The sequence below is a fragment of the Pseudoruminococcus massiliensis genome, assembly GCF_900291955.1.
Taxonomy (GTDB): domain Bacteria; phylum Bacillota; class Clostridia; order Oscillospirales; family Acutalibacteraceae; genus Pseudoruminococcus; species Pseudoruminococcus massiliensis.
In genome coordinates this window covers 110413-125080 of the sequence record NZ_OLMR01000004.1, presented here as the reverse complement: position 1 = coordinate 125080, position 14668 = coordinate 110413, and the positions used below count along the sequence as shown (strand labels likewise).

The 14668-nt window shown below is 38.5% G+C and carries 16 protein-coding genes; 6 read left to right on the top strand and 10 right to left on the bottom strand.

The annotated features are described in order from the left end of the window. Positions 1-17: 17 nt before the first annotated feature. From rplM to leuC, 3 genes are all read right to left on the bottom strand, one after another. Positions 18-446, bottom strand: coding sequence for a 50S ribosomal protein L13 (gene rplM / locus C9914_RS07335; RefSeq protein ID WP_106764462.1), 429 nt, complete (start codon positions 444-446; stop codon positions 18-20). 409 nt (positions 447-855) lie between these two features. Further along, positions 856-1341 (bottom strand): 3-isopropylmalate dehydratase small subunit, encoded by a 486-nt coding sequence (gene leuD, locus C9914_RS07330; protein WP_022263598.1) that lies wholly within the window; start codon positions 1339-1341, stop codon positions 856-858. A gap of 18 nt (positions 1342-1359) precedes the next feature. After that, entirely contained in the window at positions 1360-2625 is a 1266-nt protein-coding gene (gene leuC / locus C9914_RS07325) for a 3-isopropylmalate dehydratase large subunit (RefSeq protein ID WP_022263597.1), read from the bottom strand. Between the two features lie 160 nt (positions 2626-2785). Between leuC and C9914_RS07320 the strand changes: the two genes are divergently transcribed. Then, positions 2786-3451 carry a Crp/Fnr family transcriptional regulator gene (locus tag C9914_RS07320; RefSeq protein ID WP_022263596.1) on the top strand — a complete coding sequence of 222 codons (666 nt, stop codon included), beginning with the start codon at positions 2786-2788 and terminating at the stop codon, positions 3449-3451. Positions 3452-3478: 27 nt separating this feature from the next. On the opposite strand, the gene C9914_RS07315 is transcribed toward C9914_RS07320, so the two are convergent. After that, positions 3479-4201 (bottom strand): RsmE family RNA methyltransferase, encoded by a 723-nt coding sequence (locus C9914_RS07315; protein ID WP_106764461.1) that lies wholly within the window; start codon positions 4199-4201, stop codon positions 3479-3481. An 11-nt stretch (positions 4202-4212) separates the two neighbouring features. Continuing rightward, complete coding sequence (locus C9914_RS07310) at positions 4213-4785, bottom strand: glycosyl-4,4'-diaponeurosporenoate acyltransferase CrtO family protein (RefSeq protein ID WP_022263594.1); 573 nt, start codon at positions 4783-4785, stop codon at positions 4213-4215. Between the two features lie 525 nt (positions 4786-5310). Here C9914_RS07310 and C9914_RS07305 point away from each other — a divergent pair. From C9914_RS07305 to C9914_RS07285, 5 genes are all read left to right on the top strand, one after another. After that, the gene (locus tag C9914_RS07305) at positions 5311-6561 is read left to right on the top strand and encodes a competence/damage-inducible protein A (protein WP_106764459.1); all 1251 of its coding nucleotides are present in this window, start codon (positions 5311-5313) and stop codon (positions 6559-6561) included. 144 nt (positions 6562-6705) lie between these two features. Continuing rightward, positions 6706-7314 carry a cytidylate kinase-like family protein gene (locus C9914_RS07300; protein WP_242972078.1) on the top strand — a complete coding sequence of 203 codons (609 nt, stop codon included), beginning with the start codon at positions 6706-6708 and terminating at the stop codon, positions 7312-7314. A 12-nt stretch (positions 7315-7326) separates the two neighbouring features. After that, positions 7327-8172 carry a YwqG family protein gene (locus C9914_RS07295; protein WP_106764455.1) on the top strand — a complete coding sequence of 282 codons (846 nt, stop codon included), beginning with the start codon at positions 7327-7329 and terminating at the stop codon, positions 8170-8172. A 16-nt stretch (positions 8173-8188) separates the two neighbouring features. Continuing rightward, on the top strand, positions 8189-8422 hold the full coding sequence (locus tag C9914_RS07290; protein ID WP_106764453.1) for a hypothetical protein: 234 nt from the start codon (positions 8189-8191) through the stop codon (positions 8420-8422). 23 nt (positions 8423-8445) lie between these two features. After that, positions 8446-9129, top strand: a complete 684-nt coding sequence (locus tag C9914_RS07285) for an acyltransferase (protein ID WP_022264424.1) — start codon at positions 8446-8448, stop codon at positions 9127-9129. 141 nt (positions 9130-9270) lie between these two features. On the opposite strand, the gene C9914_RS07280 is transcribed toward C9914_RS07285, so the two are convergent. The 5 genes from C9914_RS07280 to dut all read right to left on the bottom strand — a co-directional run bounded on the left by C9914_RS07280 (position 9271) and on the right by dut (position 14667). Then, positions 9271-11331, bottom strand: coding sequence for a penicillin-binding transpeptidase domain-containing protein (locus C9914_RS07280; protein ID WP_106764452.1), 2061 nt, complete (start codon positions 11329-11331; stop codon positions 9271-9273). A 127-nt stretch (positions 11332-11458) separates the two neighbouring features. Further along, positions 11459-11965, bottom strand: a complete 507-nt coding sequence (gene mreD / locus C9914_RS07275; RefSeq protein WP_022264426.1) for a rod shape-determining protein MreD — start codon at positions 11963-11965, stop codon at positions 11459-11461. A 14-nt stretch (positions 11966-11979) separates the two neighbouring features. Next, complete coding sequence (gene mreC / locus C9914_RS07270; protein WP_106764449.1) at positions 11980-12864, bottom strand: rod shape-determining protein MreC; 885 nt, start codon at positions 12862-12864, stop codon at positions 11980-11982. Between the two features lie 33 nt (positions 12865-12897). Further along, positions 12898-13908, bottom strand: coding sequence for a rod shape-determining protein (locus C9914_RS07265; RefSeq protein ID WP_022264428.1), 1011 nt, complete (start codon positions 13906-13908; stop codon positions 12898-12900). 312 nt (positions 13909-14220) lie between these two features. After that, positions 14221-14667, bottom strand: coding sequence for a dUTP diphosphatase (gene dut / locus C9914_RS07260; protein WP_106764447.1), 447 nt, complete (start codon positions 14665-14667; stop codon positions 14221-14223). Position 14668: the final 1 nt, after the last annotated feature.

Here is a 14668-nt window from a genome sequence, read left to right as displayed (position 1 = left end):
AAATATTGCCTCCTTTCTTATTTATCCCAAATCTCAGGCTTTTGAGCCTCGTGCTTATGGTCTGCACCCTTATAAAGGCGAAGTCTTGTCATAGCAGCACGGCCAATAGTGTTATTAGGAATCATACCGTAGATAGCAAGCTCAACAGCCTTTTCTGGCTTAGTAGCCATGAGTGTATCATAGCGAGTAGCCTTCATGTGGCCGACATAGCCTGTGTGGCGATAATAATACTTCTGCTGAAGCTTGTTGCCTGTGAGAACAACCTTATCGCAGTTGATAACGATAACATGGTCACCACAGTCTACATGTGGTGTATAAGTTGTCTTAAGCTTACCGCGAAGAAGGTCAGCAGCCTGAACAGCAACGCGTCCGAGTGGCTTACCAGCAGCATCAATGATGTACCACTTGCGTTCAATCTCAGCGGGCTTAGCCATATAAGTTGACATTAGCGTTTCCTCCTGTTTTCATAAACATTTTGCATATTCTCGAGGACACTGAATAGTATCCTTCTCAAGTCACAAGATAGATAATATCACAGACAAAAAGCGAAGTCAAGGCTTTTTTTGATTTTTTTAATTCTGAATATATATAACTCCCATTTTCTCATATTTTCTTTATTATACTAATTTATACTAATTTATGATTTTTAATTTTTAAGGTGTAGATTTTTTGGCATTGTACCCGATGCAATGCACCATTAAAGCGTCCAATTATGCGTAATACTGTGAAAAGCTATTATTATTACGAAGCGAAATTTGAAAATTTAAAGCTTGTTCAAACACCTGAAAATAAAACTTAACATAAACATAAAAACCGAGGCTATAAAAGTCTCGGTTTTTTATTAAAGACTATATATTACTTCTTAGTAACATGATTGATAAGTCCGCCGTCCTTGATGATATTCTGAATAAACTCAGGGAATGGCTCTGCTTGATATGTCTTACCTGTTGTAACATTTGTGATAACGCCTGTATCGAAATCAATATCAATTTCATCGCCGTTTTTAATCTCGTGAGCTGCCTCATCACATTCGAGAATTGGAAGTCCGATATTGATAGAATTACGATAGAAAATTCTTGCAAAAGTTGAAGCAATAACGCAAGAAATGCCAGAAGCCTTAATAGCTATTGGAGCGTGTTCTCTTGATGAGCCACAACCAAAGTTCTTCTCGGCAACAATAATATCGCCTTCCTTTACATTCTTGACGAAATCTGCGTCAATATCCTCCATACAGTGAGCCGCAAGCTCTTTATGAGAGGCTGTATTCAAATATCTTGCAGGAATGATAACATCTGTATCTACATTATCTCCATACTTGTGTACTATTCCGTGTGCTTTCATTTATATTCAATCCTTTCCTCAGAGCTTTTCAGGTGATGTAATATAGCCTGTAACTGCACTTGCAGCTGCAACAGCAGGGCTTGCAAGATAAATTTCGGATTCAATGTGTCCCATTCTTCCAACAAAGTTTCTGTTTGTTGTTGAAACAGCCTTTTCACCCTTAGCAAGTATACCCATATGTCCGCCAAGACAAGGACCACAGGTTGGTGTAGAAACTACTGCTCCAGCCTGAATGAATATATCAAATAAGCCCTCATGCATAGCCTGAAGCCAGATATTCTGTGTTCCTGGGATAACTATGCAACGAACTCCCTTTGCAATATGCTTGCCCTTGAGTACCTCAGCGGCAGCACGAAGGTCAGAGATTCGTCCATTTGTGCAAGAACCGATAACAGCTTGGTCAATCTTAACCTCTGTATCGCCGATTTCATCAACAGTTCTTGTATTCTCAGGAAGGTGTGGAAACGCAACTGTTGGACGAAGCTTTGAAAGGTCGATTGTATATTCTTCATCATAAACAGCGTCATCATCTGCTGAAAACTCAACAGGCTCACCCTGAAATCTATCCTTGATATATTCACGGGTAATATCATCAACTGGGAAAATTCCGTTCTTTGCACCAGCTTCAATAGCCATATTAGCTATACAAAGTCTGTCGTCCATAGAAAGGCTCTTAACACCCTCACCAGTAAATTCCATAGACTTATACAAAGCACCATCAACACCGATTTCGCCGATAATGTGTAAAATAACATCTTTACCGCTTACCCACTTTGGCAGCTCACCGACAAGATTAAACTTAATAGCAGCAGGAACTTTGAACCAAGTCTTACCACTAATCATACCAGCCGCCATATCTGTTGAACCTACACCTGTTGAGAAAGCACCTAAAGCACCATATGTACAAGTGTGCGAGTCTGCACCAATTACAAGGCTACCAGGGCCTACAAGACCTTTTTCAGGGAGAAGTGCGTGTTCAATTCCCATTTCGCCGACATCGAAGTAATTCTTGATGTCATATTTATCAGCAAACTGGCGAACCTGTTGACATTGTGCAGCAGCCTTAATATCCTTATTTGGTGTGAAATGGTCCATTACCATAGCTACCTTTGTGTTATCAAAAACACTATTAGCCTGACAGCCCTCAAATACATTGATTGCAACAGGAGAAGTTATATCGTTTCCAAGAACGAGGTCGAGCTTTGCCTCGATAAGCTGTCCCGCCTTAACTTCTTTAAGTCCTGCGTGAGCGGCAAGGACTTTTTGTGACATTGTCATTCCCATTTTTATGACCTCCTTAGTTATATTAGGTAGTATAATTATCGCATATAAATTTGAAAAAGAATGTAAAGTATGTTACAATTCAAGCACACAATTTTCTCCTAATCTAATTAGTAGAAAACATAATCCACCACCAAATTAAAAGAAAGGTTTGATTTTTCAAATGGAAAAAATGAATCATTATATAGAAACCTATTCATACGGACTTCCAAAAAGCCTTACAGAGCTTTTTGAAAGCATAAACTTTGTCAAAAAGCTTGAAAAGGGAGAAGAAATATATTCTCAAGGTGAAAAGGCAGAATCATTTTTTTATCTGAAGCGTGGTAAAGTAAGAGTTTATATGACCTCCGAAAACGGTATGGAAAAAACACTCTCAATAATATCTCGTGGAGCAATCTTAGGCGAGGCGGCATTCTTTGACGGTATGCCAAGGGTATCGAGTGCAAGTGCTATGCAGAAAACAGAAATTGTTGTAATAACAAGACAGATACTCGAAAACGCTTTCCGAACACACCCAGAAATCGCCTTAGAGCTTTTAAAGCTTCAAGCAATGACTATAAGAATGTTATCCTTACAAGTAGATAGCATCACCTTTCGTGACGCCGAAAGCCGCATAGCAAATTTCTTGCTTGAATCTGCCGAGGAGCGTGGTGATAACCGCTATGTCTTTGCTACACAAGAAGAAATCGGGACTGCTGTTGCAGTATCAAGAGTAACAGCAAGCCGAATCATAAACGAATTTTCAAGGCAGGGCCTGCTTTCAACAGGCTACGGAAAAATCACCATAAATAACAAAAAAGCTCTTGAAGCAATAGCTTCAAAAGCTTAATATGATTTAGACTTTTGTCAATATTTGTCATTCAAGATTGCCTGTTTCAAACATTATAGCCGCAAGAGAAACTATTGGTGCAGTTTCTGCACGAAGAATCCTTTTTCCAAGAGTTGCGACTACCGCACCATTTTCTGCAAGAAGCTCAACCTCACGCTCTTCAAATCCACCCTCAGGGCCAGTAAAAATCGCAATTTTCTTTGCGGGTGATGAGAGTATCTCTTTAAGGCTTTTTCCCCCACCCTCAAAAAAGAATATCGCCACATCAAAATCAGAAAGCATTTTTGAGGCTTTTTCGAGAGTAATTATTTCGCTAACATCTGGAATAATCGCTCTGCGTGACTGCATTGCCGCTTGAAGTGCTATCTTCTGATAACGAGCCTGTTTTTTGGCTGCCGATTTTGCATCAGGTCTTGAAACGCATCTGCTTGTAAGAACCGGTACAATATGACTTATACCAAGCTCAACAGATTTCTGAATAACGGTTTCAAGCTTATCACCTTTAGTAAGTGCCGCAAATAGTGTCACTTCAACAGAAGGCTCATTCTGACATTCAGTTTTAGAAATTTCGTGTACAAAAACGCCCTCATCATTTATTCTGTCAATAAGACAATTATGTTCAACGCCCGAACTATCGCAAAGTGTTACAGCCTCTCCAACTGATTTACGAAGTGATTTTGTAATATGAATAGCGTCCTCGCCTGTTATGAGATGTTCGCCATCTACGCTTTCCGCAAAAAACCAATCCATAATTATCCTTTCTATCCCGAAACAGCCTCTCCATCAGAATCCTGTATAGAAACCTGTTCCTTTGTCTTAGACTTTTTACGAGCCTCAAGCTTTTTAGCTCGTTCTGCCTTTTTGATAAGTGTATTTTTTAATTTTACAAGTCTGAAACGATTATAGCGTTGAATTATAGCAAAGGGTAAGTTCCCAAGAAACAGAAGTATTGTCAATATAAAAGCTGTCCAAAAAGGATTTATAATAAAAAGAACAACTGCAAAGTAACAGTTTGCAATGTGATTCCATTCTCCACGACAGGTTTCTAAAATAAATTCATCAAGATATTCTATCGAAACATCATCAAGATGGTCTTTAGAGAAACCGTCTTTGCCAATATGCTGTGGTAAGAAATCCTTCCACTTGTTAATTTTGAGGTGGTCTGCATACCACTTACCATTTTTCTCCCATTTTCGTGGTTGATACCTTGCTCGTTTCGAGTCGAAATGCTCAATCTTAATACTTATGCAAAGGAAGAATGTGGCGTAGTGCCAGATAGTTCCAAGAAGCAGATTGATGAGCAATGCGTTGAGCAATGGTTCATTCCTAAGCATACTACGCCTGCCTTTCTATGTCGATTATTTTATATTATACCATATATTAGGAAATAAATTGTGAATAAATTATGAACGAGGTTGTTTAATAAAACAAATAGTGATAAAATTATTTGTGGGTACTAACCCATAGCGAAATTGCTTAATGAGCCTTGTTCGTGGTAGGTTATAAAAAGTTTGTTAATGTGGTTAAAATAACTACCAATTAGTTAACATATTTTCTAAGAAAATTAAAAGTTTCGCTCAAGGCGGAGTGCCTCCGCTGTCAAGACGCGTTCTACTTTTTTGTTAAATTGTGGCTTGTTATTCGCGTCTGAATTTTTAAAATTAGAAGTTTCGTTCAATGCGGAGTGCCTCCGCTGTCAAGACGCGTTTTACTTTTTTGTTAAATTGTAGCTTGTTATTCGCGTCTGAATTTTTAAAATTAGAAGTTTCGCTCAAGCCTTTTCAAAGGCTTGTAGGGTCAAGGGACGGAGTCCCTTGTGGGTTTTAAGGGCAAAGCCCTTAACATAGGAGGAATATTTTATGAAAGCTGAAATTTTATGCGTTGGAACTGAGCTTTTGCTCGGTGATATAGTAAATACCAATGCAGTATATCTCGCAAAAGAGCTTGCAAAGCTTGGAATAAATGTTTATCATCAAGCTGTTGTTGGAGATAATCCGGAAAGACTAAAAGCAAACCTAAAAGAAGCACTTTCCCGTTGCGACCTCGTCATCACAACAGGAGGTCTTGGACCTACTTGTGACGATTTAACAAAAGAAACAGCCGCAGAGGTTCTCGGACTCCCTATGGAAGAGAATGCCGAAGAACTCCATCACATAAAAGAATACTTCCAAAAAATCAACCGCACAATGACTGATAATAACCGAAAACAAGCCCTTATTCCAAAGGGTGCTGTTATACTTAAAAACGGCTTTGGCACTGCCCCTGGTATACTTGCAGAGAATAACGGCAAGTTTCTTGCACTTCTTCCTGGCCCGCCAAGAGAAATGCGTCCTATGTTTGATAATGAGCTTGCACCAATTCTCAAAAAATATACAGGCAAAACATTAGTTTCAAGGACAATACATATATTTAATGTAGGCGAATCCGCAGTTGAAAGCAAGCTTAAAGACCTTATGAATAGTCTTGAAAATCCTACTCTTGCACCATATGCAAAAGACGGCGAAGTACTTCTTAGAGTAACTGCCGCCGCAGAAAGCACCGAAAAGGGCTATGAAATGATAGAGCCTGTAATAGAAAAAGTTCGTGAAACTATCGGCAATGAATATATCTATGGAATAGATGTTGGCAATCTTCAAACTGCTCTTGTAAAAGCCTTACACTCAAAAAATCTCAAAATTGCAACTGCCGAAAGTATTACAGGCGGTCTTGTATCAAAGCGTATAACCGAAGTTTCGGGTTCGTCCGAGGTTTTCGAGTGTGGTGTCTGCTCATATTCAAATAATATAAAGCACAGCGTTTTAGGAGTATCTCAGGAAACTCTTGATACTTTCACAGAATATAGTGCTGAAACTGCTTTAGAAATGGCTAAAGGCGTCCGCAGAATTTCTGGTGCGGATATTGGTATATCCACCACTGGAATAGCAGGTCCAAACGGTGGAACAGATGAAAAGCCTGTTGGTTTAGTATATGTAGCAGTATATAGCGATAATTACAGCGATGTCAAAAAGTTGCTTTTAAGCAGAGGCTTTTCAGAGGAACGAGAGCTTATCCGCTATCTTGCCTCATCTCATGCACTATATCTGGGACTTACCGCCACAAAAAAGTTATAAATCTATAAAAGAAATTTAATCAGTATAGCTCATAAATAAACTATTCTCTTGACATTATAAGCAAGACACTGTTATAATAAATTAGCATAAAATTATTCTTGATTGCGTAAAATTATGTTATATTTACCGAAAGGAGCTGTACTTATGGTTATTACAATATCAAGACAATTCGCCAGTGGCGGACACGAAATCGGACAAAAACTCGCAGAAAAACTTGGTTTTAAGTTTTATGATAAAGAGCTTATCTATAAAGCCGCTGAAATGAGTGGCATAAGCCCAGATATTCTCAAGGAAGTTGACGAAAAGGCAGCAAGCAGCTTGCTTTATTCACTTTCCCTTGGTGCCTCAAGCATTGTACACGGATTCTCAGGCACTGCCCAGTTACCTATAAATGACAGAGTTTTCATCGCACAACAGAAGCTCATCAAAGAATATGCCAACAGTGATTGTATCATCGTTGGAAGATGTGCCGACTATGTTCTCAAAGATAATAAGAACTGCATCAAAATCTTTATTTATGCAGATTTTGATTTCCGCAGAGAGCGTGCTATAAATGTTGAAGGAATTGATAAAAATTCCGTAAATGCCTTTATTGCTAAAAAAGACAAAACAAGAGCTAATTACTACAATTATTATGCCAATATTAAATGGGGCGATTATAATAACTATGACCTTTGCATAAACAGTGCATTTCTTGGTATAGACGGCACAACAAAGCTTATCGAAGAAATTATAAATATAAAGAAAAAATAAAGAGGTGATGATATGCCTGAAATCGACGAGATTATCGCAAAATTTAAAGAAATAACAAAAACTAAGTGCATTGGAATAAATACAACAGAGAGTGAAACAAGTCCTTTTGAGAGCAGCTTCGGAGGAACACCTTATTTTCCAAAGGATTTTGAATATCCTTATGCAGAAAATTTTAATCAAAGGGGTACTCAAATCCCTATGATGCTTTTAGCACAGATAAATTTTGAGGAAGTTCCTCATTTTGAAAACTTTCCAGAAAAGGGAATTTTGCAGATTTTCATAAATCCTACCGATGATTTATATGGTGCTGATTTTGATAACCCAACAGTTCAAAAAAATTATAAAATCTTCTATCACGCTGATATTGACAAAAACCTCGAAAATCAGCAGAAAGCACCTATTATCAAGGATTATATTGATGAAAGTAAGGGTGATGAGATTTATTCTCCAATAGATACTCCATTAAAGCTTAGCTTTGAGATTCAAGAGCAATATATGACTTGTAGTGATTATAAGTTTGATGAAATTTTCACAAAGCTTTATAATGAAGAAACAGGCTCAGATTATGAAGAGTTTTTTGATATGCCAGACGAAATCACTGATAAAGTGTTCGATGAAATTGAAGAAAATGGTCATAGAATGGGCGGATATCCGTTCTTTACTCAGAGCGACCCAAGAGAATATGACGAGGAATCTCGTGAATACAGCACCTTACTGTTGCAGATTGATTCTGAAATCCATAACGGAGAGTTTGTAACTCTTTGGGGCGATTGCGGTGTTGCTAACTTCTTTATCAAACCTGAAGATTTAAAGAATTGTAAATTCGATGATGTAGTATATAATTGGGATTGTGGCTAATTGAGGTGAATTTTAATTGAAACAGCACGAATTTCTTGGCAGAGCGTCTAAAGGACGCTTTTGCATAAATGGCGTTGATGTTTTCAAGTATCCGTGGCACAGCTTTGGTGAATGTGCTGTTGTGCTTGAACCTGATACAAAAAAGCCCTATGCTTTTTCATCTTATAGCGTTACAAGCGGAGATAAAGAGATACGCTTTTTCGCTGGAAAGTTTGATGATAACGAATGGGCTTTTTACGATTTTGAATAATAATTTTTTAGAAGGTGTATTCTATGTATAGTTATCTTGAAGCAAGCTCGCTTCTTGATTTTGACCAAACCATTGCTAAACCACTTTTTGATGGTGTAAAGTATCCGTGGGAGGTTTTGCCAAAAATCAGCGACTTTATTATTGCTCTCGGCGAAACACTCGACCCAAACGAATATGAAAAGCGTGGCGAAAATATCTGGATTGCCAAGTCCGCAAAGGTTTATGACAGCGCTTATCTGACAGGTCCTTTAATAGTTTGTGCAAATGCTGAAATAAGACATTGTGCATTTATCAGAGGTTCTGTTATTGTCGGAGAAGGTGCAGTTATAGGCAATTCAACAGAATTGAAAAATTCAATTATTTTCAACTATGCTCAAGTTCCGCACTATAACTATGTTGGTGATTCTATTCTTGGATATAGGTCACATATGGGTGCAGGCTCAATTACATCTAATCTCAAATCCGACAAAACTCTTGTAACAATCATCACAGATGATGGCAGAGTCGAAACTGGACTAAAGAAATTTGGTGCAATGGTCGGCGATTATGTTGAGGTTGGCTGTGGCTCGGTTTTGAATCCTGGTTCAGTTATAGGCAGAAAAACAAGTATATATCCGCTCTCTATGGTTCGTGGATATGTGCACGAAGGAAGCATTTACAAGAAAAAGGGCGAAATCGTAGAACGCACACACGGTTTCTGCGAATAATATAGTCGCTCGACTTTATCTATAAAAATTAGATATTCTCACAAAGTAAAACACGCACAACTCTGTTTACGAGTTATGCGTGTTATTTTTGTTAAGGGCGATATTTGTTCACCTATTCGGTAGTTATCTATCAAATCTATACTAATCTTGACTTTTGCTTGTTTCCTTTGTAGTAGAAACTGGATTATCCTTAAAATATTGAGTAAGGAGTTTTTTGGCAACATTCATAGCAACAGAACTTTTTGCACCATGCTCAACCATAACACCTATTGCTACCTGTGGATTATCGGCAGGTGCATAACATATAAAGTTTGCGTGGTCACTTCCATTATTTTCAGCTGTACCAGTTTTACCAACAACCTGAATCTTAAAATCTCCAAAAACTGAACTATAAGTTTCGTTTACCGCCTTAATCATACCCTCTTTGACTATCGCAAGATTTTCTTCACTTACGCCCATACTGTCAACAACGGTTGGATTATTCGGGGCATTCTCGGATATAACAGTTTTTCGGTCATAACTGACAACCTTTCGGACGATATGCGTTTGAAGTCTTGTTCCGTTATTAGCAAGGGTTGCCGCATAAGTTGCAAGTTGAATAGGTGAAATAAGCGTATCCGATTGACCTATTGCCGCCTGAACTGTATTTCCTGGATACCATTCACTGCCCCAGCTTTTGCTATTTTCAGGACCAGCTATTGCACCACTTGTTTCTTCGCCCTCTCCAAGCTCTACACCTGTCGGACTTCCAAAGCCAACACGCTTAGCATAGCTTTCTATGCTTTCAATTCCGAGCCTTCTGCCTAAATCATTAAAGAAGTAGTTGCACGAAACTGCAATAGCCTTTGTAACATTGATTGAGCCATGAACACCCATACAATTAATTCTTAAACCATCGTAATAGTCATATGTGCCTGTGCAGGTAATATCTGTACCTTTATTTATAGCTTTTTCTTCAAGAGCCGCAGAGGCAACAAGTGGCTTAAATGTAGAACCCGGTGTAAATGCACTCTGAAAAGCACGATTTATAAGCGGGTCGCCTTTTGTTGTGGCAATTTTAGAATAATCCTCCCAATATTTTGAAAGGTCATATGTTGGATATGTTGCCGCACATATAACGGAAAAATCCTTCACATCAAGCATAACAACTGAGCCAGAAATACAGTCCTCGCCAGAATGTTTTGTTCCTGCCTGTTTTGCAAGGTCCTGCGCCTCTTTGGTAGCTTCTTTAAGAGCTTTTTGTGCAAGTAATTGATACTTAGTATCTATTGTAAGATAAACAGTATTACCTGGCTCAGCATTTTTAGTTTCAACAACATCAAGAACATTGCCATTTGAGGAGGCACGAATCATTTTACTTCCCGATTTGCCACGAAGCTGGTTTTCATACGATTTTTCTATTCCGAATTTTCCGATTTTATCATTGAGAGAATAGCCATCATCTGATTTTTCCTTATATTCCTCGCTTGAAATAGCACCATAAGCACCAACTATCTGTGCGGCGGCTGTACCATTCGGATTTGTTCTGATAGTTGAGCTTCTGACATCAACACCTGCTATATCCTGAAAATTTTCCGAAACAATCGCCATAGTATCAGCACTTATTTTTTCTGCAAAAGTATAAGGAGTAGATTTGCTGTAACCCATTTTTTTCATATTATAGCGAACGCTTATAATATTTCTCTGTTCCTTTTTGGAATACCCATCACACTTATAGCTTTCATTAAGCTTACTCATACATTCCTCAGCAGTGGAATAGGTATTCATATTAAGGTTATCCTTGCTTTTGAGTTCAGCAATTTCGTCCTCCATATCATCTGCAAACTTGTAACTATCACCCTCCATAATAATCGGCAAAGCATCAACCCATTTCTCACCGCATTTTTCCATAAGAAGAATCAATGCAAGAATTGTGTCATTAAGCTTGTCATCTTCCATATAGAGCTTATCTATAACCACCTGATAGCCTGTACTATTGATAGCTAAGCCCACTCCATTAACATCAAGAATTTCTCCTCTAAGAGCCTCGGTTTCAACCGTATAGCTTGTAGATGTTTTTGAAATCTCGTCATACCTGTCACCATTTATAAGCTGCCAATCTGCAAGCCTTGCAGTAAACATTCCAAAGATAATAAGTAAAACAATTAAAAGAAACGCAGTACGCCCATGCTGGTGCTTTTTTTCTGTTTTTTGTTCTTCCATAATAACTGCATTCCCCCTTTTAAACTATCTGTCGATTAACTGTGTTTAGTTATGAAAATTTATTGTTATTTAGTTAGCAAATATTGAACGGACGAACGCAGTTTGCCCATTCAATTAACATATAAATTTACAAGCTCACTCTCAAAGCAAGAACCCTATTGACATAATAAGCTATTGGAGTAAGAGCTACTGTATAGAGTATTCTTGAAAGATAATGACTTACGAAAAAATATCCATTGTTGCCATATCCACACATAACATAGAAAAATAGGAAATGCAGTGATAATGCCATTGCTACCACTATAAACGAAATTGCCATTGCAACGGATAGTCTTGTGCGAATAAGCTCACTTGTAAGATAGCTTATAAAATAACAGCACAATGTCATAATTATCGCAAAAAAGCCGATAACTCCACCATTGCTTATGTCGGTAAGAAGTCCACCAGCAAGTCCAAACCAAAGAGCAGTCAATTTTGGTTCAAACATAGATATAGTCAAAACTACAGGAATTATAAGGCTTGGTTTTCCACCGAAAAGCTCAGGAATAAAATTTGGTATTCCCTGAATAACAAAAAGCACCAAAAGCTCTGTTGAATATATGATATATCTAAATATTCTGAATCTTCTTTCCACGAAAATTCCCCCGATTATTGTTTTGATGCTGTACTTTCTTGTTTACTGCTTTCTTTTGAGCTTTCAGACTTAGAAATAGTACCTTTTCCGAGATAATTGGTTATAATCGCAACTAAACTTACTTCTTGTATATTCTCATATGGCTTGATTATTGCCATAGGTTGACTATCATATTCGTCAAGCTTGATTTCCTTAATTTCTCCGATACGAATTTTTTCTGGAAAAATTCCACCAAGCCCCGAGGTGACAATAATATCCCCCTCCTGCATTGTATGTTGTGCAGGAATTTTAGTCATAAGAGAGAGGTTATCGTCTGAATATTTCGATGAGCCTGTAACAATTCCACTATCACTTGTGCGTGAATTAAGCACTCCCACCTGAATATCTGGTGAAAGTATGGTTCTTACCTTACAGGTAGTCGCATCAACCTCACAAACCATTCCAACAAGACCGTTTTCGGTTACAACAGGGTCGTGAAGCTCCACACCATCAATAGTCCCCTTATCTATATAAAAGCCATAAAAATTCTCATTAGGGTCACGCCTTATAACTGTTGCAGGAAGTATATCGTAATCGGGATTTTCTTCCTTTAAATTATAATATTTTTTAAGCTGTTCATTTTGTCCTTTAATGTCATAATAATCAACAAGCATATCACGAAGCTTACGATTTTCAGCTTCAAGAGAATTGACCTCCTCTTGAAGCTCATCAGCGGATTTTTGTGTATCTTTGGCAGAATCCACCGCATTTACCGTAGCTTTCTGCATAGGCATTGTAAAAAGATTTACAATATATGTTCCGAAAGAACTATTTCCTGCTGTAACTATGACAAGTATAAGTAAAACAGAAATAGCCCCAAGCAAAATCTTGAAGCTTTTCCCTGAAAATAAATTTTTCATAAAATGGTCACCCAATTAAGCTTAGTAAGCCATTTATTTCTTTTTCATAAAGAAGTTGCCGTCAATATTCATCTCAAGTCTTTTGCCTGTACCCTCGGCAACACAATCAAGCGGTCTTTCTGCAACATGAACGGGCATATTTGTTTCCTGAGCGACAAGAAAATCCAAACCACGAAGTAAAGCTCCACCACCAGTAAGCATAATTCCATGGTCGATAATATCTGCTGAAAGCTCTGGCGGAGTTTTCTCTAATGTACTTCTTATAGCCTCTACTATAACAGAAAGTGGGTCTGCAAGGGCATCTCTTACTTCTGCTGCACTGATTACAACATTTTTCGGCAAGCCGTCAACAAGGTTTCTGCCCTTAATCTGCATATCTCCCTCGCCCTCATAAGGATAAGCCGAACCAATTTTTATTTTTATCTCCTCAGCAGTTCTTTCGCCGATAAGAAGATTATATTTCTTTTTAACATACTGAATTATTGATTCATCAAATTTATCTCCAGCAACTCTTACAGAGCAGGCTGTAACAATATCTCCAAGTGAAATCATAGCGACTTCAGATGTACCGCCACCAATATCAACCACAAGACTTCCTGTTGGTTCAAATACTGGTAAGCCTGCACCAATAGCAGCCGCCATAGGTTCTTCTATAAGCTTTACATCTCCGGCACCAGCCTGTCTTGCAGTATCCTCAACAGCTCTGCGTTCTACATCAGTAACACCTGACGGAATACAAACAATAACCTTTGGCTTGCTAAAAATAGAGGGCTTTACAGTTTGTCTGATAAAATGCTTAAGCATAGTCGCTGTAATATCAAAATCCGCAATAACGCCATCTTTAAGCGGACGAACAGCAACGATAGAGCCTGGTGTACGACCAATCATTTCTTTTGCAGCAGCTCCGACAGCTAAGACTGTATCGGTCCTTACATCAACCGCAACAACGCTCGGTTCACGCATAACAATTCCCTTGCCCTTCATAAAAACAAGAGTATTAGCAGTACCGAGGTCAATTCCAATATCCTTAGAAAATAATCCCATATATATTCTCCTTCTCCCTTTGTCCAATTACTGTCTATATGCCAACAAAATATAAATATTTAAAGTAAATTTCAATGAGCGAATATAGTTAGCTCACTTTGTCGTTTTTACATAGGGTTTGACAGTGGAGGCATTCCGTCAGGGAACCCCCTGCGAGGGTTCCCTACGAAAAACATTCCACTGGAATGTTTTTCTACCCTCCTGCGCTTTGTAAAGTATAAAGTATTTCGCTCTCTGCGGAGAGCGACCAAAGGCTCTGCCTTTGGAAACTGCGAGCCTTTGAAAAGGCTCGAGCGAAACTTTTAACTTTTCTCAATGCTTTCCTGTTGAGCCGAAACCGCCTTCACCTCTTGATGTATCGGAAAGTTCATCAGCTACAACAAATTCAGCTGGCTTTACAGGCATAATTACCATCTGTGCTATGCGTTCGCCTGCGGAAATAGTGTAGCTTTCGTTTGAAACATTGCAAAGTCCAACGCAAACCTCTCCACGATAATCGCTATCAACCACACCGACACCGTTTGAGAGTGTTATTCCATGCTTTACACCAAGACCACTTCTCGCAAAAAGAAACGCTGCACAATCTGAGCTTTCAAGCTCTATTGCAAGTCCGGTAGGAATCATTGCAAGACTGCCTGGCTCAATGGTCACAGGCTCATCAATGCAAGCATAAAGGTCGGCTCCTGCTGAACCGATTGTTGCACGCTTAGGCACAACAGCATTTTCTTTTAACTTTTTCACTTTAACAGTATAGCTCATT

Coding starts and splice junctions, on each gene's coding strand:
- C9914_RS07305 (WP_106764459.1), top strand. CDS start 5,311: ATGAAAGCTGAAATTTTATGCGTTGGAACTGAGCTTTTGCTCGGTGAT.
- leuC (WP_022263597.1), bottom strand. CDS start 2,625: ATGGGAATGACAATGTCACAAAAAGTCCTTGCCGCTCACGCAGGACTT.
- mreC (WP_106764449.1), bottom strand. CDS start 12,864: ATGAAAAATTTATTTTCAGGGAAAAGCTTCAAGATTTTGCTTGGGGCT.
- C9914_RS07300 (WP_242972078.1), top strand. CDS start 6,706: ATGGTTATTACAATATCAAGACAATTCGCCAGTGGCGGACACGAAATC.
- C9914_RS07285 (WP_022264424.1), top strand. CDS start 8,446: ATGTATAGTTATCTTGAAGCAAGCTCGCTTCTTGATTTTGACCAAACC.
- leuD (WP_022263598.1), bottom strand. CDS start 1,341: ATGAAAGCACACGGAATAGTACACAAGTATGGAGATAATGTAGATACA.
- rplM (WP_106764462.1), bottom strand. CDS start 446: ATGTCAACTTATATGGCTAAGCCCGCTGAGATTGAACGCAAGTGGTAC.
- C9914_RS07295 (WP_106764455.1), top strand. CDS start 7,327: ATGCCTGAAATCGACGAGATTATCGCAAAATTTAAAGAAATAACAAAA.
- C9914_RS07280 (WP_106764452.1), bottom strand. CDS start 11,331: ATGGAAGAACAAAAAACAGAAAAAAAGCACCAGCATGGGCGTACTGCG.
- C9914_RS07310 (WP_022263594.1), bottom strand. CDS start 4,785: ATGCTTAGGAATGAACCATTGCTCAACGCATTGCTCATCAATCTGCTT.
- C9914_RS07315 (WP_106764461.1), bottom strand. CDS start 4,201: ATGGATTGGTTTTTTGCGGAAAGCGTAGATGGCGAACATCTCATAACA.
- C9914_RS07320 (WP_022263596.1), top strand. CDS start 2,786: ATGGAAAAAATGAATCATTATATAGAAACCTATTCATACGGACTTCCA.
- C9914_RS07265 (WP_022264428.1), bottom strand. CDS start 13,908: ATGGGATTATTTTCTAAGGATATTGGAATTGACCTCGGTACTGCTAAT.
- dut (WP_106764447.1), bottom strand. CDS start 14,667: ATGAGCTATACTGTTAAAGTGAAAAAGTTAAAAGAAAATGCTGTTGTG.